General features: G+C 58.8%; 18 protein-coding genes. All 18 read left to right on the forward strand.

From position 1 onward, the window contains the following. Positions 1-9 precede the first annotated feature (9 nt). The 18 genes from DDE77_RS09850 (at position 10) to DDE77_RS09935 (ending at position 20,927) form a co-directional block, all read left to right on the forward strand. The gene (locus DDE77_RS09850; protein WP_108397304.1) at positions 10-627 is read left to right on the forward strand and encodes an NADH-quinone oxidoreductase subunit C; all 618 of its coding nucleotides are present in this window, start codon (positions 10-12) and stop codon (positions 625-627) included. Further along, on the forward strand, positions 624-1,820 hold the full coding sequence (locus DDE77_RS09855) for an NADH-quinone oxidoreductase subunit D (protein WP_108397305.1): 1,197 nt from the start codon (positions 624-626) through the stop codon (positions 1,818-1,820). Before DDE77_RS09850 ends, DDE77_RS09855 begins: the two co-directional genes overlap by 4 nt. After that, a complete protein-coding gene (nuoE, locus tag DDE77_RS09860) occupies positions 1,820-3,148 on the forward strand; it encodes an NADH-quinone oxidoreductase subunit NuoE (protein ID WP_108397306.1) in 1,329 nt (442 codons plus the stop codon). Before DDE77_RS09855 ends, nuoE begins: the two co-directional genes overlap by 1 nt. A gap of 11 nt (positions 3,149-3,159) precedes the next feature. Next, positions 3,160-4,467 (forward strand): NADH-quinone oxidoreductase subunit NuoF, encoded by a 1,308-nt coding sequence (nuoF, locus tag DDE77_RS09865; protein WP_108397307.1) that lies wholly within the window; start codon positions 3,160-3,162, stop codon positions 4,465-4,467. A gap of 5 nt (positions 4,468-4,472) precedes the next feature. Beyond that, positions 4,473-6,539, forward strand: a complete 2,067-nt coding sequence (nuoG, locus tag DDE77_RS09870) for an NADH-quinone oxidoreductase subunit NuoG (protein ID WP_108397308.1) — start codon at positions 4,473-4,475, stop codon at positions 6,537-6,539. Between the two features lie 9 nt (positions 6,540-6,548). Then, positions 6,549-7,646: an NADH-quinone oxidoreductase subunit NuoH gene (gene nuoH / locus DDE77_RS09875; protein ID WP_108397309.1), complete on the forward strand. Its 1,098-nt coding sequence runs from the start codon at positions 6,549-6,551 to the stop codon at positions 7,644-7,646. After that, on the forward strand, positions 7,646-8,134 hold the full coding sequence (gene nuoI, locus DDE77_RS09880; RefSeq protein ID WP_108397310.1) for an NADH-quinone oxidoreductase subunit NuoI: 489 nt from the start codon (positions 7,646-7,648) through the stop codon (positions 8,132-8,134). The genes nuoH and nuoI overlap by 1 nt, the downstream gene beginning before the upstream one ends. Positions 8,135-8,145: 11 nt before the next feature. Then, a complete protein-coding gene (locus tag DDE77_RS09885; RefSeq protein WP_108397311.1) occupies positions 8,146-8,754 on the forward strand; it encodes an NADH-quinone oxidoreductase subunit J in 609 nt (202 codons plus the stop codon). 15 nt (positions 8,755-8,769) lie between these two features. Further along, positions 8,770-9,078: an NADH-quinone oxidoreductase subunit NuoK gene (gene nuoK / locus DDE77_RS09890; RefSeq protein WP_108397540.1), complete on the forward strand. Its 309-nt coding sequence runs from the start codon at positions 8,770-8,772 to the stop codon at positions 9,076-9,078. An 11-nt stretch (positions 9,079-9,089) separates the two neighbouring features. Further along, entirely contained in the window at positions 9,090-11,192 is a 2,103-nt protein-coding gene (gene nuoL / locus DDE77_RS09895) for an NADH-quinone oxidoreductase subunit L (protein WP_108397312.1), read from the forward strand. Next, entirely contained in the window at positions 11,193-12,767 is a 1,575-nt protein-coding gene (locus DDE77_RS09900; protein ID WP_108397313.1) for an NADH-quinone oxidoreductase subunit M, read from the forward strand. A gap of 9 nt (positions 12,768-12,776) precedes the next feature. Further along, positions 12,777-14,222, forward strand: coding sequence for an NADH-quinone oxidoreductase subunit NuoN (gene nuoN / locus DDE77_RS09905; protein ID WP_108397314.1), 1,446 nt, complete (start codon positions 12,777-12,779; stop codon positions 14,220-14,222). Then, positions 14,223-15,053 carry a biotin--[acetyl-CoA-carboxylase] ligase gene (locus tag DDE77_RS09910; protein ID WP_108397315.1) on the forward strand — a complete coding sequence of 277 codons (831 nt, stop codon included), beginning with the start codon at positions 14,223-14,225 and terminating at the stop codon, positions 15,051-15,053. Between the two features lie 71 nt (positions 15,054-15,124). Continuing rightward, positions 15,125-16,798, forward strand: a complete 1,674-nt coding sequence (locus tag DDE77_RS09915; RefSeq protein ID WP_108397316.1) for a ribonuclease J — start codon at positions 15,125-15,127, stop codon at positions 16,796-16,798. A 52-nt stretch (positions 16,799-16,850) separates the two neighbouring features. Next, complete coding sequence (locus DDE77_RS09920) at positions 16,851-17,099, forward strand: DUF1467 family protein (protein WP_108397317.1); 249 nt, start codon at positions 16,851-16,853, stop codon at positions 17,097-17,099. A gap of 435 nt (positions 17,100-17,534) precedes the next feature. After that, positions 17,535-18,884 (forward strand): proline--tRNA ligase, encoded by a 1,350-nt coding sequence (gene proS / locus DDE77_RS09925; protein WP_108397318.1) that lies wholly within the window; start codon positions 17,535-17,537, stop codon positions 18,882-18,884. 59 nt (positions 18,885-18,943) lie between these two features. Continuing rightward, positions 18,944-20,248 (forward strand): ABC transporter permease, encoded by a 1,305-nt coding sequence (locus DDE77_RS09930; RefSeq protein WP_108397541.1) that lies wholly within the window; start codon positions 18,944-18,946, stop codon positions 20,246-20,248. Next, positions 20,241-20,927, forward strand: a complete 687-nt coding sequence (locus DDE77_RS09935; protein ID WP_108397319.1) for an ABC transporter ATP-binding protein — start codon at positions 20,241-20,243, stop codon at positions 20,925-20,927. Before DDE77_RS09930 ends, DDE77_RS09935 begins: the two co-directional genes overlap by 8 nt. Positions 20,928-20,967: the final 40 nt, after the last annotated feature.

Consider the following 20,967-nt stretch of genomic DNA (forward strand, 5'->3'; position numbering starts at 1 on the left):
TTGGCTAGAATGGATGACGTAATCCAGCTTGATCCGCTGGCGACTTTGAGCGAGCACATCAGCGCTGCGTTGGGTGAGGCTATCATCAGCGCCGAGATCGCTTTCGGCCAGTTGACGATCACCGTACAGCGCGACTCGATCGTGCCCGTGGTGACCTTCCTTCGCGATGATCCGCAGTGCCGGTTTATTGCGTTCCTTGACGTTTGCGGGGTCGACTTCCCGGAGCGTGAAGAGCGTTTCGAGGTGGTTTATCACTTCCTGAGCCCACACCTGAATCATCGTATTCGCGTGAAGCTGTCTGTGGATGAGGAAACGCCTGTTCCCTCCATCACCGAGGTTTTTGCCGGGGCCAATTGGTTCGAGCGCGAAGCTTACGATCTTTATGGGATTCTGTTTTCCGGCCATCCAGATTTGCGCCGCATCCTCACCGACTATGGATTTGACGGGCATCCGCTTCGCAAGGACTTCCCACTCACCGGCTTTGTGGAAGTTCGCTACGACGAAGAGCGCAAGCGAGTGGTTTATGAGCCTGTGAAGCTGGCGCAGGAATGGCGCTCGTTTGATTATTTGTCGCCATGGGAAGGCACCGATTATGTGCTGCCTGGTGACGAGAAGGCCAAGTCATGAGTGTAGCTGAAACCGACGTCCGCAACTTCACCATCAATTTCGGTCCCGTTCATCCGTCTGCGCACGGCGTGCTGCGGTTGATCCTGGAGCTGGACGGTGAGCTCGTCGAGCGCGTGGATCCGCATATCGGGCTGCTGCATCGCGGCACCGAGAAGCTGATCGAAGCCAAGACCTATCTGCAGGCCCTGCCATATTTCGACCGGCTGGACTATGTGGCGCCGATGAACCAGGAACATGCCTGGGCATTGGCGATCGAGAAGCTGCTTGGCATTGAAGTACCGCGCCGTGCGCAGCTTATCCGTGTCTTGTTCTCCGAAATCAGCCGCTTGCTCGCGCACCTGATGAACGTGACCACGCAGGCCATGGATATCGGCGCCCTTACGCCGCCGCTCTGGGGCTTTGAACAGCGCGAACAGCTCATGATTTTTTATGAGCGTGCATCGGGCTCGCGCATGCATGCCGCCTATTTCCGGCCTGGTGGCGTGCACCAGGACCTGCCGCAAGCCTTGATCGATGACATCGAGTCTTTCTGCTCGACTTTCCCCAAGGCGCTTGAGGACATCTATAGCCTGCTTACCGAGAACCCGATCTTCAAGCAGCGCAACGTCGATATCGGCGTGGTGAAGCTCGAGGATGCCTGGAACATGGGCTTTTCCGGCGTGCTCGTCCGCAGTTCCGGCGCAGCCTGGGATCTTCGCAAGAGCCAGCCCTATGACTGTTACGCCGAGATGGATTTCGATATTCCGATCGGCAAGAATGGCGATTGCTATGATCGCTACCTCGTCCGCATGGAAGAGATGCGGCAGTCCACCCGTATCATGCGGCAGTGCATTGAAAAGCTGAATGCACCGGAAGGCAAAGGTCCTATTTCGGCGCTGGATGGCAAGGTTGTGCCGCCCAAGCGGGGTGAGATGAAGCGCTCCATGGAGGCGCTGATCCACCATTTCAAGCTCTACACCGAGGGCTTCAAGGTGCCCGCTGGCGAAGTCTATGTGGCTGTTGAGGCGCCCAAGGGCGAGTTCGGGGTCTATCTGGTCAGCGACGGGACGAACCGTCCCTATCGCTGCAAAATTCGCCCGCCTGGGTTCGCTCATCTGTCGGCAATGGACTTCCTGTGCCGCGGGCACATGCTGGCCGACGTTGCGGCCATCCTGGGTTCGCTTGATATCGTTTTCGGAGAGGTTGATCGCTAATGGTTGCGCGTCGCCTTGCGGATGAGTCGGTCCAGCCGGCAAGTTTCGCTTTTAATGCTGACAATGCCAAGTGGGCAGAGTGGACGATTGGGCTGTATCCGGCCGGCCGTCAGCAATCTGCTGTGATTCCGCTGCTGATGCGCGCGCAGGATCAGGACGGCTGGATCAGCCGTGCCACGATCGAGACGATCGCCGACATGCTGGGCATGGCCTATATCCGCGTCCTGGAAGTGGCCACGTTCTATACGCAGTTCCAGCTGCAGCCTGTGGGTACCCGTGCTCATATTCAGGTCTGCGGTACGACGCCGTGCATGCTGCGTGGCGCTGAGGACCTGATCAACGTCTGCAAGTCGAAGATCCATCACGATGCCCATCATCTCAATGCCGACGGGACCATGAGCTGGGAAGAGGTCGAGTGTCTGGGTGCCTGCGTTAACGCACCCATGGTCGCGATCTTCCACGACACCTATGAGGACCTGACGCCTAGGCGCTTCGAGGAAATTTTGGACGCGTTCCAGGCTGGGAACGGTGCCAGCGTCAAGCCTGGTCCGCAGATCGAGCGTATCGCTTCCGCAGCGGCATCTGGTCCGACCACCCTGCTGGAAACGCCTAGCGCTCATCGTGAGAAGTTCGTGCCGCCAGCGCCGCCGGAAGCTCCAGCTGCTCCAGCAGCAGCCGCTCCTGCTGCTCCTGCAGGCAATCCGCCGCAGCCCGCCACCAGCGCTGCTAAGCCCAAGGACATGACGCCCGAAGCGGCTCCCGCCATCAAGGGCACTCCGCCTGAGGCAAAGGTCTCGCAGGCCAAGGCTGAGCAGGAGCGCGAAAGTGCTCGCGTTGACGAGAAGGCTGACGGCACTCCCAACAATGCGATGCGCGAAGGTGCAACGGGTTCTGAGTCCCCCGCAGGCAAGCTCGACGGCGGTGACGCTGTCGGCAAGGAAACCGACAAGCCAGCTGCTGAAGGCGCTGCGCCTGCGGGTACGCAGTCTTCAGACAAGTCCGGTGTTGCAACGGCCGATCCCAACGAAGTCAATCCGGTTGCTGAGAGGGGGGGAGAGCAGAGCGTGTTTGCGGCTCCAGAGGGGCCAGCTGACAATCTCAAGCTGATCACTGGCATCGGCCCTGCACTCGAGCGTCGACTGAATGAGATCGGCATCACGCGGTGGAGCCAAATGGCGGCTCTGACAAGCGAGGACGTCGCAAAAGTCGAAGACGCCCTGAATCTCAAGGGTCGGGTCGCTCGTGATAACTGGCTGGCTCAGGCTGAAGTGCTCGCTCGTGGTGGCGAGGCAGAATACATCCGCGTCTTCGGCAAGAAGTCGCGTTAGGAGTGTGAGAAGTGCTCGCTGATAAAGACCGCATTTTCACCAATCTTTATGGCCGTCATGACTGGACGCTGGCCGGCGCGCGGCAACGCGGCGCCTGGGCTGGCACCAGGGAGTTCATTGACTCGGGCCGTGACTGGATCACCAACGAAGTCAAGGCTTCAGGCCTGCGGGGCCGTGGCGGGGCAGGGTTCCCGACTGCGCTTAAATGGACCTTTATGCCCAAGGTGAGCGACGGTCGTCCGCATTACCTGCTGGTCAATGCCGACGAGTCCGAACCCGGTACGTGCAAGGACCGTGAGATCCTGCGGCATGATCCGCATCATCTGGTGGAGGGCTGCCTTCTGGCCGCTCGCGCCATGGATGCGCATCTTGCGTTTATCTATGTGCGGGGCGAGTTCATCCGTGAACGCCAGCACCTCGAGCATGCCGTCAAGGAGGCTTATGAAGCCAAGCTGATCGGCAAGGACAACATCCACGGCTGGGACCTGGACATCATCGTCCATCATGGCGCTGGCGCCTATGTGTGCGGTGAAGAAACCGCTCTCATGGAATCGCTGGAAGGCAAGAAGGGCCAACCCCGGCTCAAGCCGCCGTTTCCGGCGGGCATGGGCGTTTATGGCAACCCGACCACCGTGAACAACGTCGAGTCGATCGCCGTCGTGCCGGAAATCCTGCGCCGCTCGGGTGCTTGGTTCGCTTCCATTGGTCGCGCAAACAATACCGGCACCAAGCTGATGTGCGTGTCGGGCCATGTGAACAATCCCGCCACGTTCGAAGAGGCCATGGGCGAAAGCTTCAAGGACATCATTGAGAAGCACTGTGGTGGTGTTCGCGGCGGCTGGGACAATCTGCTGGCCGTGATTCCAGGTGGCGCCTCTGTGCCCTGTGTTCCGGGTGAGAAAATCCAGAACGCAATCGTCGATTTCGATGGGCTGCGTGAGGTGGGTTCTTCCATGGGTACTGCGGCGATCATTGTCATGGACAAGTCGACCGACATCATCAAGGCGATCTGGCGTCTGTCGGCTTTCTACAAACATGAGAGCTGCGGCCAGTGCACGCCGTGCCGTGAAGGCACCGGCTGGATGATGCGCGTCATGGAACGCATGGTCGAAGGCCGTGCGCAGAAGCGCGAGATCGACATGCTTTTTGAAGTGACCAAGCAGGTCGAAGGGCACACGATCTGTGCGCTCGGTGACGCTGCCGCCTGGCCCATCCAGGGCCTGATCCGCAATTTCCGCCACGTGATCGAGGCGCGGATCGATCAATATACATATTCGTCCACATCCGACGGCGCCGTTCCGTCGATTGCGGCGGAGTAGGGCTGATGGCAAATATCAAGGTTGACGGCCAGCTCGTCGAAGTTCCGGACTACTACACTCTGATGCAGGCAGCCGAAGCTGCAGGCGCCGAGATTCCGCGCTTCTGCTACCATGAGCGCCTCTCTGTGGCCGGCAATTGCCGCATGTGCCTGGTTGAAGTCAAAGGCGGTCCACCCAAGCCACAGGCCTCTTGCGCTATGTCGGTGAAGGATCTGCGGCCCGGCCCTAATGGCGAGCCGCCCGAAATGTTCACCAACACGCCCATGGTCAAAAAGGCCCGCGAAGGCGTGATGGAATTCCTGCTGATCAACCATCCGCTTGATTGCCCGATCTGCGATCAGGGCGGCGAATGCGATTTGCAGGACCAGGCCATGGCTTATGGCGTGGACAAGAACCGCTTTGCCGAAAACAAGCGCGCCGTCGAGGACAAGTATATTGGCCCATTGGTCAAGACCTCGATGAACCGCTGCATCCATTGCACGCGTTGCGTCCGCTTTACGACCGAAGTGGCTGGCGTTGCCGAGATGGGTCTTCTGGGTCGCGGCGAGGATGCCGAGATCACCACCTATCTGGAAAAGGCGCTGAGCAGCGAGCTGCAGGGCAATGTGATCGATCTCTGCCCCGTTGGTGCTCTGACCAGCAAGCCTTACGCCTTTGCTGCCCGTCCTTGGGAGCTGACCAAGACTGAATCCATCGACGTCATGGATGCGGTTGGGTCTGCCATTCGGGTGGATAGCCGTGGGCGTGAAGTCATGCGCATCCTGCCCCGCATCAACGAGGCCATCAACGAAGAGTGGATCTCGGACAAGACCCGCTTTGTATGGGATGGCCTCAAGAACCAGCGTCTTGATCGCCCCTATGTTCGCCGCAACGGAAAGCTGAGTGCGACAACCTGGGATGACGCCTTTGTGGCGGTCGCCCGGGCCATTGCCAAGGCGGGGAACCGTGTTGGTGCTATTGCAGGTGATCTAGCGGGCGTCGAAGAGATGTTCGCGCTTAACAAGTTCCTGGCTTCAATCGGCTCGGGCAATGTGGACTCGCGTCCGGAGGGTTCCGTGCTTTCGGCTGCGAACGGCCGCGCTTCGTACCTGTTCAATCCAACGATCGCTGGCATCGAAGAAGCCGACGCTATTTTGCTAATCGGCACCAATCCGCGCATCGAAGCGTCGTTGGTCAATGCCCGCATTCGCAAGGTGTGGCGCGCCACTGGCCTGCCGATCGGCCTGATTGGCGAAAACGCGGACCTGACATATGCCGTGCAGCACCTGGGCAATGGCACGGATAGCCTTTCCGATCTTGTTGCCGGCAAGGGCAGCTTTGCCGAGCTTTGGGCCCGCGCCAAGAAGCCCTTGGTGATCGTTGGTGAAGGCGCTGCGTCGGCTGACGTGCTGGCTGCTGCTGCCAAGCTCGCGACCAGCAATGCCGAACTCGCCGAAGGCTGGAACGGCTTTGCCGTGCTGCACAATGCTGCTGCTCGCGTTGGCGCACTGGACGTCGGCTTCATCCCGGCGGAGACAGGCGCAGACACCGCTGGCATGCTTTCGGGCGCTGTGGACGTTTTGTTTCTGCTGGGCGCTGACGAGTATGATCTGTCGCAGCTGAGCAGTACGCTGGTTGTTTATATTGGCACGCATGGCGATAATGGCGCCCATCGCGCCGACATTATCCTGCCGGCCGCGACATATACCGAAAAGAGCGCGACCTACGTCAACACGGAAGGTCGGGTTCAGGTGACCACGCGGGCCATTTTCCCGCCAGGCGACGCTAAGGAAGACTGGGCCATTATCCGTGCCTTGTCCGCTGTGGTCGGCGTGCCGCTGCCGTTCAACTCGCTGAGCCAATTGCGCGCAGCGATTTATGCAGAACATCCACACCTGGCGCGCATCGATGGCATTGCTTTTGGCACGATTGACGATATTACCAAGCTCGCGAAGGGCAAGGTGAAGGCTGTCAGCAGGCAGTTCGCCTCGCCGATCTCCGACTTCTATCTCACCAATCCAATCGCACGCGCCTCTGCGGTCATGGGCGAGTGCGCGGCGACCGCGGCGGGCCTCAGGCAGGCAGCGGAGTAGGAAAGCACTATGGATTCTATCAACTCCGCGCTTGATTACCTGCTGGGCATTCCAATCCTTGGATTGGGCGTGCAGGTTGGGTTCATCTACAAGGCGTTGCTGTTGCTTGTGGCGCTGCTGATCTTTACGGCGTTCATCCTCCTGGCCGACCGAAAGATCTGGGCTGCCGTGCAAATCCGGCGCGGCCCCAACGTGGTGGGCCCATTCGGGCTGCTGCAGAGCTTTGCGGACCTGCTCAAGTTCGCCCTCAAGGAAGCTGTTATTCCGGCTGGTTCGGACAAGGTGTTGTTCATCCTGGCACCGTTGATTACGGCAACCCTTGCGCTCGGCGGCTGGGCTGTGGTGCCGGTCAATGATGGCTGGGCCATGGCCGACATCAATGTCGGTATTCTTTACATCCTAGGGCTTTCCTCGCTTGGCGTTTATGGCGTGATCATCGGTGGCTGGGCTTCGAACTCGAAGTACCCGTTCCTGGGTTCGCTCCGTTCAGCCGCGCAGATGGTGTCCTACGAGGTCTCCATTGGCCTTGTGATCATCACGGTCCTGCTGTGCGTGGGTTCGCTGAACCTCAACGACATCATTCGTGCGCAGTACGAGATGGGCCTGGCCCATATGATCGGTCTTCCGCAGCTGACATTCCTGAACTGGTTCTGGCTGCCGCTTTTCCCCATGTTCGTGGTGTTTTATATTTCGTCGCTTGCCGAAACAAACCGGCCGCCCTTTGATCTGGTGGAAGGCGAATCCGAGCTGGTTGCCGGGTTCATGACCGAATATTCCTCGACCCCGTACATGCTGTTCATGCTGGGCGAGTATATCTCGATCCTCCTGATGTGCGCGATGGCAACCATCCTGTTCCTGGGTGGGTGGACAGCGCCTATCGATCTGCCGCCCTTTACCTGGATACCGGGCTTCATCTGGTTCTTCCTCAAGCTGAGCATGATGTTCTTCATGATCGCCATGGCCAAGGCGATTGTCCCCCGGTACCGCTATGACCAGCTCATGCGCATTGGCTGGAAAGTATTCCTGCCTATCTCGCTGATCTGCGTCATCATTGTAGCATTCGTTCTCCAGCTTACGGGCTGGGGCTGGCACGGAGGAACCGCCTGATGCGCGCTTCCCAACTCGTCAACACGCTGATCATGCGTGAATTTGCGAAGTCCTTCTGGTTGACCATGAAGTATTTTTTCGCGCCCAAGCCGACCATCAACTACCCCTTCGAAAAGGGTCAGGTGAGCCCGCGCTTCCGTGGCGAACACGCCTTGCGTCGCTATCCCAATGGGGAAGAGCGCTGCATTGCCTGCAAGCTTTGCGAAGCAGTATGCCCAGCGCAAGCAATTACCATCGAAGCAGGCCCGCGCCAGAATGACGGCACGCGCCGTACCGTTCGCTACGACCTCGACATGGTGAAGTGCATCTATTGCGGCTTCTGCCAGGAGGCCTGCCCGGTCGATGCGATCGTGGAAGGCCCGAACTTTGAGTTTGCAACAGAAACCCGCGAAGAGCTCTATTTCTCCAAGGAGAAGCTCTTGGCGAATGGCGACCGGTGGGAGCGTGAGATCGCTGCCAACCTGTCTGCCGATGCACCCTATCGCTAAGAGGAAAGAGCATGACCCTTCCGCTGTTCTTCTTCTATGTGTTTTCGGCTGTTGCCATCGCCTCGGCTGCGATGGTTGTTGCTTCGCGCAATCCCGTCCATGCCGTGATGTTTCTGATCCTTGCGTTCTTCAATGCAGCCGGCTTGTTCATGCTGGCGGGGGCAGAGTTCCTCGCGCTGATCCTGATCGTGGTTTACGTGGGCGCAGTCGCGGTCCTGTTCCTTTTCGTCGTGATGATGCTGGACGTGGATTTTGCGTCCTTGCGCTCTGGCATGTTGCAATATGCTCCCATTGGCGTGGTCGTGGGAATCGTGCTCTTGCTCGAACTGCTGCTGGTCGCGGGGAGCTTCGTGGTTTCGCCCGAGGCGGCTGGATCGTCGGCGCTGCCGATCAGCGAAGGCATGGATAATACACGTGCGTTGGGGACGGTGCTCTACACGCGCTATGTGTTCCTGTTCCAGGGTGCGGGCGCGGTTCTGCTGGTCGCCATGATCGGCGCTATCGTGCTGACCTTGCGGCACAAGCCCAATGTAAAGCGGCAGGATGCGATCAAGCAGGTGGCACGGCGTCCATCCGAAACCATGCAAGTGGTCAAAGTCAAAAGCGGTCAAGGACTGTAGGAGGCAAATATGGGCTTGGGTATCGGGCTCGGTCACTACCTGACCGTAGCCGCAATCTTGTTCACGCTCGGCGTGTTCGGCATTTTTCTCAACCGCAAGAACATCATCGTCATCCTGATGTCGGTGGAATTGATCCTGCTGGGGGTCAATCTCAATCTGGTGGCTTTCTCGGCTGAGCTCAACGATTTGCAGGGGCAGGTGTTTGCACTGTTCATCTTGACGGTTGCTGCTGCCGAAGCAGCGATCGGGCTGGCAGTGCTGGTCATCTTCTTCCGCAACCGCGGCACGATCGCGGTTGAAGACGCCAACATGATGAAGGGCTAAGAACCACCGCTATGATTCAAGCGATTGTTTTCCTGCCCCTTATTGGCGCACTGGTAGCGGGCCTGCTGGGCCGCACGATTGGACATCGTCCAAGCGAGTACATCACAACGGGCCTGTTGATCATCTCGGCCGTGCTGAGCTGGGTGGTGTTCCTCCCGGTTGCGTTCGGTGGCGGCCTCTTGGGCGCAGAGGCAGGCGTTGGCCAGGCAGCTGCGGTCAAGGTCGAGGTCATGCGATGGATCCAGGTCGGTGACATGGATGTGCGCTGGATCCTGCGCGTCGATACGCTCACAGCGATCATGCTGGTCGTGGTCAACACCGTCTCCAGCCTCGTGCATGTGTATTCCATCGGCTACATGGCCGAAGACCCTCATCGCAGCCGTTTCTTTGCGTATCTGTCGCTATTCACCTTCGCCATGCTGATGCTGGTGACGGCTGACAATTTCGTCCAGATGTTCTTTGGCTGGGAAGGCGTGGGGCTGGCGTCCTATCTGCTGATCGGCTTCTGGTACACTCGTCCCTCGGCCAATGCGGCTGCGATGAAGGCCTTCGTGGTCAACCGTGTTGGTGACTTTGGCTTTGCTCTAGGCATCTTCGGCAGCTTCATGCTGCTTGGTACCGTCGATTTCGATACGGCTTTCAGCAATTTGCCGGCGGTGAGCAATTTTACGATGCGGTTCCTGGGTTGGGATGTGCATGCCCTAACCGTGATTTGCCTGCTCCTGTTCATGGGTGCCATGGGTAAGTCGGCGCAGTTCCTGCTCCACACCTGGCTGCCTGATGCGATGGAAGGTCCGACCCCTGTGTCGGCACTGATCCACGCGGCTACGATGGTGACCGCGGGCGTGTTCATGGTGGCGCGCCTGTCGCCAATGTTTGAAACTTCACCAACGGCTTTGACCGTGGTCATCGTCATCGGTGCAATCACGGCGTTCTTTGCGGCAACCATCGGGCTCGTGCAGAACGACATCAAGCGGGTGATCGCTTATTCAACCTGTTCGCAGCTGGGCTACATGTTTGTGGCTTTGGGCACGGGTGCGTACTCGGCTGGTGTGTTCCATCTTTTCACGCACGCCTTCTTCAAGGCCCTGTTGTTCCTTGGTGCTGGCTCGGTGATCCATGCGATGCACCATGAGCAGGACATGCGCAACATGGGGGGCTTAGGCAAGAAGATCCCGATCACCTATGCCATGATGCTGATCGGCACGCTGGCGCTGACCGGTGTGGGCATTCCGGGGACATTCCTTGGCTTTGCCGGGTTCTTCTCCAAGGACTCCATCATCGAGGCTGCTTATGCCTATGGCGGCAATGTGGGCAGCCTTGCCTTCTGGTTGCTGGTGATCGCCGCGGTGTTCACGAGCTTCTATTCCTGGCGCCTGATACATCTGACGTTCCACGGTTCGCCGCGGGACGCCCAGCATGCGCACACTGCTCATCCGGATGTGGCACATGCCGCAGCCGAGACGCACCATGAGCCGATTGACGACAGCAATGCACATGATCATGGCCATCACGATCATGCGCACCATGGCTCTGCCCATGACAATGCGCATGAGTCACCCAATGTAATGCTGGTGCCGCTCTATGTGCTGGCAGTGGGTGCGGTGCTGTCTGGTGCGGTGTTCTACAGCATGTTCTTCGAGAGCCTGGAACATGTGGAGCACTTCTTCGCGGGAGCCATCTATGTCGACCACGAGATCATCGAAGGCGCACACCATGTGCCGCTTTGGGTGAAGTGGAGCGCCACGATCGCCATGATCATCGGTTTCGTTACCGCGTGGTTCATGTACATCAAGGAACCCGCGGTTCCGGGCCGTATCGCCGCGCAGAACCCAGGTCTGTACCGGTTCCTGCTCAACAAGTGGTATTTCGACGAGCTCTATGATCGGATTTTCGTCAGGCCTGCTGTTTGGGTCGGGCGCGCCTTCTGGCGTGGTTTCGATGATTGGCTGATCAACGACAAGCTGACCGAGGGTCTTGGCCGTCGCGTGCAGAATGTTACCTCCTGGGTTGTGAGGCTTCAGTCTGGCTACCTCTACCACTACGCCTTCGCCATGCTGATCGGCATTGCGGCTCTGCTGACCTGGGCCATTGCGGCCGGGGGACTGATCTAAATGACCTTCGACAATACTATCCTGACGATCCTGACATGGCTGCCGCTGCTTGGGGCCATTGCGATCCTGGTCACCCCCCGTGAGTCACTCGGCGCAATCCGCTGGACGGCTTTCGCGGTCAGCCTCGTAACACTTGTCCTGTCCTTGTGGATGTGGGCTGCCTTCGATCCGTCCAATCCAGGCTTCCAGTTCGTTGTGAACAATGCCTGGATCGGCGACACTATCGGCTATCGTGTCGGCGTCGACGGTATCTCGGTGCTGTTCGTGGTGCTTTCGGCTCTGCTGATGCCCTTCTGCATCCTTGCAAGCTGGGAGTCGGTGGAAACGCGGGTCAAGGAGTACATGGTTGTATTCCTTCTCCTCGAAACGCTGATGGTCGGCGTGTTCACCACGCTCGATCTGGCCATGTTCTACGTGTTCTTCGAGGGCACTCTGCTGCCGATGTTCCTGATCATCGGCATCTGGGGCGGATCGGCCCGTATCCAGGCGAGCTACAAATTCTTCTTTTATACGTTTGCAGGCTCGGTTCTGATGCTGCTGGCCATCATGGCCATGTACTGGAACAGCGGCACGACTGATATCGTCAAGCTGATGACCCATGATTTCCCGCTGTCCTGGCAGCCATGGCTCTGGTGGGCGTTTTTCCTGTCGTTTGCCGTCAAGATGCCGATGTGGCCGCTTCATCGCTGGCTTCCTGAGGCCCACGTGCAGGCACCAACGGCAGGCTCGGTGATCCTTGCTGCCATCCTGCTCAAGCTTGGCGGTTACGGGTTCCTGCGCTTCAGCCTTCCCATGTTCCCCGATGCGTCGGCACAATTTGCGAACATCATCTTCTTCCTTTCTGTTGCCGCCATTATCGTGACCTCGCTGGTTGCACTGGTACAGACCGACATCAAGAAGCTGATTGCCTACTCGTCTGTGGCCCATATGGGCTTTGTGACTATGGGTATCTTCGCCGGCAATGCCTTGGGTATTCAGGGCGGCGTGTTCCAGATGATCTCGCACGGCATTGTGTCGGGCGCCTTGTTCCTGTGCGTCGGTGTTATCTACGACCGCATGCACACGCGAGACATTGACGCTTATGGCGGTCTGGTTGAACGCATGCCGGCCTATGCCTTTGCGTTTCTGATCTTCACCATGGCCAATGTCGGCTTGCCAGGCACTTCCGGCTTCGTGGGTGAATTCCTCACGATGATGGGTGTGTTCCAGGTCAACACTTGGGTTGGGTTTGGCGCAGCTTTCGGTGTTATCTTCTCGGCCTGCTATGGTCTCTGGCTATACCGTCGGGTGATCTGGGGTGCGCTGAGCAAGGAAAGCCTGCGCGGTATCCTCGACCTTAGCTTGCGCGAGAAGGTGATCCTTTACCCGCTGATCGCCTTGACTATTGTGTTCGGCTTCTATCCATCGCCGATCCTGGACACCAGTGCTGCGGCCGTCGACAATCTGGTCGCGCATTATTCCGCGTCGATCGGCATGGATCAGACCGCGCTCAATCCACAGCTGGGCGAAGTTGCGCCTGCACCAGCCGAAGAGCATGCCGCTACAGAGGCGGCTGCCCCGGCAGCTTCCCACTAGGAGAGTCCCGTGAACTCAGACGTTGTAGATTTCGCGAGCCTTGCTCCCGCGTATCCGGAGATGCTGCTTGCAGTGGGCACTGTGGTGCTTCTGCTGATTGGTGTGTTCATCAACAAGGAACGCTCGCTGCTGGTGTCCTATGCGGCCGTACTGTTGCTGGCCGTCGTTGGTGCGCTGATCCTGTTTGTTCCCGCAGAAGGGGTCCTGTTCAACGGCGTTTACATCGCCGACAGCTTTGCGCGCTTCATGAAAGTGTTGGTGGTTGCCGGCGCGGCACTGACGCTGTTGCTTGCCATCCCGAGCGCTGAAGAGAACGGTACGCACAAGTTCGAGTATTCCATTCTGGCTCTGCTCGCGACGCTGGGCATGATGGCGCTGGTTTCGGCCAACGACATGATGAGCCTTTATGTGAGCCTGGAGCTGCAGTCCCTGGCGTTCTACGTCATGGCCGCCATCAAGCGCGAGGACCCGAAGGCGACCGAAGCAGGCCTTAAGTATTTCGTTCTGGGTGCGCTCAGCTCCGGCATGCTGATTTATGGCGCCTCGCTTGTTTATGGCTTCACCGGGCACACAAATCTGCAGGAGATCGTGGTCGCCATCGCTTCGGAAGGTCGCTCGATCGGCCTGATTTTTGGCGTGGTGTTCGTGCTCGCTGGCGTGGCGTTCAAGGTTTCGGCCGTGCCGTTCCACATGTGGACGCCCGACGTTTATGAGGGCGCCCCTACGCCGGTCACCGCATTCTTTGCGGCGGCGCCAAAGGTTGCGGCCATGTCGATGTTTGTGCGGCTGGTCATGGATGCATTTCAGGGCATCACCAGCGATTGGCAGCAGATCGTTATTTTCCTCTCGATCGCTTCCATGGTCCTGGCTGCCTTTGCGGCTATTGGCCAGCGCTCCATCAAGCGCCTGATTGCCTATTCCTCCATCGGTCACGTCGGCTTTGCCCTTGTGGGTCTGTCGGCAGGAACGCAGGTGGGCGTTGAAGGCGTTGCGATCTATATGGCGATCTATGTGGCCATGACGGTGGGCTTGTTTGCCTGCTTGCTGTCGTTCCGCACGGAAGGCGGCTATGTGGAAACCATTGATGAGCTCGCTGGCGCTGCGCAAGGACGGCCATTCGTAGCGGCGATCATGGCCGTGCTGATGTTCTCGCTGATCGGCATGCCGCCCCTGGCTGGCTTCTTTGCCAAGTGGCATGCGTTCCTTGCGGCTATCGACGCTCAGCTTTACCTGCTTGCCGTGATTGGTGTTCTGGCATCGGCCGTTAGCGCGTTTTACTACCTGCGTGTCGTCAAGGTGATGTATTTCGATGAACCGGTGCACCGGTTTCAGGCCGTACCTGCCGAATTGACGATCATCATGGCTGTGACCGGCTTCTTCATCGTCACCTATTTCTTTACGGTAGGTGGGCCGCTTGCGAGCTTGGCGCACACAGCCGCTGGAAGCCTGTTCTAGGTGAGCGAGTTCTCGCTCGGACCAAAGGCGCGCGCAGCCGGATATCGGCTGCGCGGCTTTGACAGCGTTGGCTCGACCAATATCGAGGCAATCGCGGCGGCGGCTGCCGGTGATCCAGGCGGAATATGGTTTGCCGCTCGGGAACAAACAGCAGGCAGGGGTCGGCGCGGCCGTCAATGGGTGAACCCCCATGGCAATCTCGCTGCCACCCTGTTGATCATCCCGGATGTGGATCCTAACCTTTCAGCCACGCTGGGTTTTGTTGCCGGTGTGGCACTGAAATCGGCACTGGCAGATATATTGCCCAGGGGCTTGGTAAAGATCGGGCTAGACGGCGCCGACGCCTTGGCTGGCGAGGCGCGTGTCGCGCTCAAGTGGCCCAATGACGTGCTAGCCGATGGCGCCAAGCTTGCCGGCATTCTGCTCGAGGCGAGCAAATCTCCTGAGGGGAAGCACGCAATTGCCGTCGGAATTGGCGTCAATGTGGTTTCGGCGCCAGTGGGGCTGCCTTACCCCGCAACCAGCTTGGCTGACCTAGGTGTCAGCCGCACGACCGAAGATGTGTTCCTGGCCCTGAGTGAAGCTTGGGTTGATGCGTTTTCCTTGTGGGATGACAGCCGCGGTGTTGCGGCTGTGTTGGATCAATGGCGCGGTGCTGCCGCGGGGATTGGTTCGCCGGTGGCGGTGAACCAGAACGGCGATGTGCTCCGGGGCATATTTGAAACGATCGACGGTGCCGGGCGCCTCATTGTGAGGTCAGACGACAACCGTCGCGTCGCCATTACTGCAGGCGATGTGCATTTTGGGGCAACGGCCAGCGCCCGAAGCTGACCATCATTAACGCAGGCGACCGGCGACCAATGATCGCTCCGGCGTTGCGCTCGACAAGGAGAGACAAACCCATGGCTCAAAACCAAAGGGATGAACTCGTTTTCGTGCCCCTGGGCGGGGTAGGCGAAATTGGCATGAACATGGGCGCCTACGGGTTTGGACCGGAGCGCTCGCGTAAATGGATTGTGGTGGATTGTGGCGTCACCTTCGGCGGGCCAGACCTGCCGGGGATTGAACTCATTATGGCAAACCCGGAGTTCCTGGAGGAACGGGCTGATGATGTTCTAGCCCTCATTCTGACCCACAGCCACGAAGACCATTATGGTGCGGTTCTCGACCTATGGCCTGGTTTCGAAAAGCCAGTTTACTGCACGCCTTTTACGGCCGCGATGCTGGCGGCAAAACGGGCAGGGGACGGTATCGTCGAGAATGTCGACGTCACCATCATGGAGCCAGGGAAGCCGTTCAATATTGGCCCGTTTACGCTTGAAGCGATCAACGTTGCGCATTCCATTCCTGAATCGAACGCCCTGCTGATCAGCACGCCTGTCGGTCGCGTATTGCATACGGGCGACTGGAAGCTCGATCCCACGCCGGTGCTTAACGCGCCCACCGACGTGGCGCGCTTGCAGCAGATCGGTGAGGATCGTTCGACACCGCTGGCCCTGGTTTGTGACTCCACCAATGCCGTCAAGGAAGGCGAGAGCCCGAGCGAGGCGGAAGTGGGTGAAAACCTTGCAGCCTTGATCGCCGATGCGCCGAACCGGGTGGCTGTTACCACCTTTGCTTCCAATGTCGGCCGGGTAGTGTCCATCGTTCGCGCGGCTGAAAAGGCTGGCCGCCAGGTGGTTATGTCCGGGCGGTCGCTGCACCGCATCATGGGCATCGCCAAGGAACTGGGAATGCTAGAGGGGCTCCCGCCCTTGTTGGACCAGGATGCCTATAAGACGCTGGCCCGAAACAAGATTGTCCTGATCTGCACGGGCAGCCAGGGTGAGGCGCGAGCCGCCATCGCACGCATTGCACGGGGCGAGCATCCGGTGATTGATCTTAATGCAGGCGATCGGATGATTTTCTCGTCCTGGGCCATTCCGGGCAATGAGCGCGAAGTCATCGACATCCAGAACAGGCTCATCGACAAGGGCGTGGAAGTTGTGACCGCCAATGACGGGCTGGTCCACGTGACCGGCCATCCGCGTCGTGGGGAATTGCGCCGGCTCTATGAATGGGTGAAGCCCGAAGTGCTGGTGCCAGTGCATGGAGAAGCGGTGCACCTAGAGGCGCATGCTAAGCTAGGGCGCGAGGCAGGCATTCCCAATGTCTGCGAAGCCCGCAATGGGGACATGGTTCGCCTTTTCCCCGAACCAATGGCTTTCCCAGGCGAGGTGCGCACTGGCGAGCTTTACCTCGATGGGCTAGTGCTTTGCACGCCGGAGGAGTCCGGGGTCAAGGGGCGCCGGCGCCTTTCCTTTGGCGGACATGTGGTGGTGAGCCTTTGCGTCAACAGCAATGGGCACATCGTGTCGGGCCCAGATCTCGTGATCGAGGGGTTGCCGGAAACGGACGACGAGTCCCTGAATGATCTGGTGGAAGATACGGTAGGCAGCGTCCTCAAGTCGATGCCGCCCAAGCGCCGCAGCGATACCGAAGTTCTGAACTCGGCTCTGTTCAAGGCGATCCGGAACGAGGTGAACGCCTATTGGGGGCGCAAGCCAAACGTTTCTGTGTTCGTGCACAGGGTGTAGTTCTGATCAGATTGACGCTATCAGTGCGGCAGTTCGAGCAAGGGAGGCAGTGATGCCGGTCATTTCCATTATTGCAGTCTTCCTTGTTGTCTGGTGGATCAGCTTTGTGGCTGTGTTGCCGATCGGCGCGCGCAGCCAGCACGAGGCAGGTGAGATTGTGGCCGGCACCGAACCCGGGGCACCGGTCACCCCTGCCTTGGTCCGCAGGATGCTCGCAGCAACGGCTCTGGCAGCGATCTTGACAGCGCTGCTGTTCTGGGGGCTGAGCAACGAAACCCTTTACCGCTACTGGAACCGCTAAGCGTTCGGCTGCCGTTAGACGGCGTGTGAGCAGCTTGGTTGCTGGTGGTATTGACTTTTCGGCTAAGGTCGAGCGCCTGTAATGCCTAGTTATGTTTCTCAGAGCTGAAATCGTTCTCGAGCAAGCGGTTGGCAGAGACTTGGCGCCTTCAAGCTTAGCAATAAAAAAGCGGGGCGCTAGGCCCCGCTGAATTAGTTGTTCGACAATACGCTGGTCTTAGGTGCGCTACTGAAGCGCGCTGCCAACGCTCCTCCCTAGACGCTGTCGACGTCGGCGGTTTGAACCACCTTAGCTTTATTGATCTAGACCCTAACAAGTTGTTACGGGGCTGTCACGCAGATTCTGCATGCCTTCCATGCTTGCATCGGAGGGTCTAACAGGGTTTGAGTGAGCGCCACGAAAAGCTTGAGTCGATTGTTTCTTTCGGGAGTTCCCATGCGCCTGTCCCGGTATTTCTTACCAGTGTTACGCGACGTTCCGAAGGAAGCGGAAATAGTTTCGCATCGGCTGATGTTGCGTGCCGGCATGATCCGCCAGCAGGCGTCGGGGCTCTATTCGTGGCTACCGCTGGGCTACAAGGTGCTGATGAAGGTGCAGCGGATCATCGAGGAGGAGCAGAACCGCTCCGGCGCGATCGAATTGCTGATGCCGACCATTCAGTCGGCCGACCTCTGGCGTGAATCGGGGCGCTATGAGGCCTATGGCAAGGAGATGCTGCGCATCGAGGATCGCCATGAGCGCGAGTTCCTTTACGGGCCTACGAACGAGGAGATGATCACCGACATTTTCCGCAGCTTTGTGAAGTCCTACAAGGATCTGCCGCTCAATCTCTACCACATCCAGTGGAAGTTCCGCGATGAGGTGCGTCCCCGCTTTGGGACCATGCGCAGCCGGGAGTTCCTTATGAAGGACGCCTATTCCTTCGACCTCACCAAGGAAGAGGCCGTTAGAGCTTATGAGCGCATGTTCGTGGCCTATATGCGTACCTATGCGCGAATGGGGCTGACGGCTATTCCGATGCGGGCGGATACGGGGCCGATCGGTGGTGATCTCAGCCATGAGTGGATCGTTTTGGCAGAAACGGGCGAAAGCGCGGTGTTCTGCGACAAGCGCCTGCTGGACAAGCCCATTCCCGGCCCCGACACTGACTTTCAGGGTGACCTCAAGCCGATCTTCAATGATTGGACGTCGCTTTACGCGGCAACTGAGGACATGGTCGACATGGCGGAATATGAGGGCGCCGTGCCCGAGGAATTCCGCGTTTCGGCGCGCGGCATCGAGGTTGGCCATATTTTCTACTTTGGCACCAAGTACTCCGAACCCATGAAGGCAACCGTGACGGGGCCGGACGGCAAGGAGGTCGTTGTGCATATGGGGTCCTATGGTGTCGGGCTGACACGGCTGGTTCCCGCCATTATCGAGGCTTGCCACGATGATGCGGGCATTGTCTGGCCTGTCAGCGTGGCGCCGTTTGAGGCCGTGTTGATCAACCTCAAGGCGGGCGATGCGGAGTGCGATGCGGCCTGTGACAAGCTCTATGGGGAGCTGAACGCTGCCGGGCTCGACATGCTTTATGACGACCGCGACCAGGGGGCAGGGGCCAAGTTCACGACGGCCGATTTAGTGGGCATTCCCTACCAGATCATCCTTGGACCGCGTGGGCTCAAGTCCGGCGAAGTCGAGATCAAGCATCGCAAGAGCGGGGAGCGCGAAACGCTGCCGATCGCTGACGCCGTCGCGCGGCTCAAAGGCCTCATCGAACCGCAAAGAAAGACCGACATTTGACCGATACGGCGCCGCCGCTTCTGAACAAGGGCACGCGTCCCTTTTCGCGCTTTGAGTGGATGGTCGCGGGGCGCTATCTGCGCGCGCGACGCAAGGAAGCGTTTATCTCCGTAATCGCCAGCCTAACCATGGTTGGGGTTGCGATCGGCGTCGCGACCCTGATCGTCGTGATGTCGGTGATGAACGGGTTCCGGGCGGAGCTGCTGACCAAGATCCTGGGGCTCAACGGGCACTTCACGGCCTATCCCATTGAAAGCAAGTTCACCGACTACGAAGAGACCATCGCAACGATCCAGAACATTCCCGGGGTAGATTTTGCCGTTTACTTCGTAGAGGGCCAGGTGCTGGCCTCGGGGAAGGGCAATTCTACCGGCGTCACCGTGCGGGGGATGAACGAGGAAAACTTGCAGAAGCTGAAGCTGCTGTACGGCGCGGCGGAGCAGGGTGGCTGGGATGGCTGGGACGAGAGCCGCGGCGTTGCCATTGGCTACCGCCTGGCGCAAACCCTGGGCGTGTCGCTTGGCGACCAGGTGCAGATCATCAACCCGGATGGGGCGATGACTCCTTTTGGGACGACGCCGCAGATCAAGTCCTATCCGGTCAATGTCATCTTCAATTTGGGCATGGTCGAATTCGACAGCTTCTTTATGTACATGCCGCTCGAGCCGGCGCAGGACTATTTCAAGATGTTCACCGAGGTGTTACGCCCGGGGTTCGAGCAGCTTGATCCACTCGCGAGCGACGAAGAGATTGATGCCGCATATGAGCGTATCAACGAGGCGACCGCGGCCGAGATCTTCATTACCAACCCCGATGATACTGCGACGATTCGCGAGCGGATGCAGGCTTCCCCGATCCGACCGCTGATCCTGACGGATTGGCAGCAGCGCAACGAAACGTTCTTTTCGGCGCTGCAGGTTGAGCGGGTGGTGATGTTCACGATCCTCTCCATGATCATCCTGGTGGCCGCGTTCAACATCATTTCCAGCCTGATCATGCTTGTGAAGGACAAGAGCTCCGATATTGCCGTGTTGCGCACCATGGGTGCCTCGCAGGGCGCCATTATGCGGATCTTTTCCATTACGGGGACAACTATCGGCGTAATCGGAACGCTGGTGGGAACTGGGCTCGGGCTGATCGTTGCGGCCAATGCAGAACCCTTGCGGGCCTTCATCTCCAATACGCTTGGGGTCGCTATTTTTCCGCCAGAAGTATTCTTTTTATCCTCCTTGCCGTCAAAAACCGATCCGGTCGAGGTGACGGTCGTGGTGTGCCTTGCTCTTGGCCTCAGCTTTCTCGCGACCCTTTATCCTGCATGGCGCGCTGCGCAATATGATCCAGTAGAGGCATTGCGCTATGAGTAAGCCACACCTCGTACTGACCAATGTGCACCGGCACTATGGTCAGGGGGATAAGATTGTTCGTGTACTTGAAGCAGCAAACCTGACGGTGAATACGGGTGAGCTGGTGGCGCTGGTTGCGCCTTCGGGCGCGGGTAAATCAACCCTGCTGCACCTTTCGGGCCTTCTGGAGAGCCCGCAGAGCGGTGAAGTCGAGATCGTGGGGATCAAGACCAGCAATCTGGGTGATCGCGGGCGGACGCAGTTGCGGCGCTCGACCGTAGGCTACGTTTATCAGTTCCACCATTTGCTGCCGGAGTTTACGGCGCTCGAAAATGTTTCCATGCCGCAACTTATCGCCGGCAAGGGGCAGGCAGAGGCGGACAAGCGGTCCATGGAACTGCTTGATTTGCTCGGGATCGGTCCACGGGCGAGCCACCGCCCCGCCGAGCTATCGGGCGGTGAACAGCAGCGGGTGGCGATTGCACGTGCTGCTGCCAATCATCCCAAGGTAATCCTTGCCGATGAGCCCACCGGCAATCTTGATCCAGAAACCAGTGACATTGTTTTTGGCGCGCTGGCCAATCTGATCAAGAACGAAGGTGCGGCTGCATTGATTGCGACGCACAATCATGATTTGGCGCGCCGGGCAGACCGTATTGTTACGCTTAAAGGCGGGTTGGTGGTGGATCACCTGCTCTAGGTGGTTGTTGAAGTAGCCCTGGCTTGATGCTTGCGGACGG

Source organism: Devosia submarina, from assembly GCF_003056345.1.
GTDB classification, from domain to species: Bacteria; Pseudomonadota; Alphaproteobacteria; order Rhizobiales; family Devosiaceae; genus Devosia; species Devosia submarina.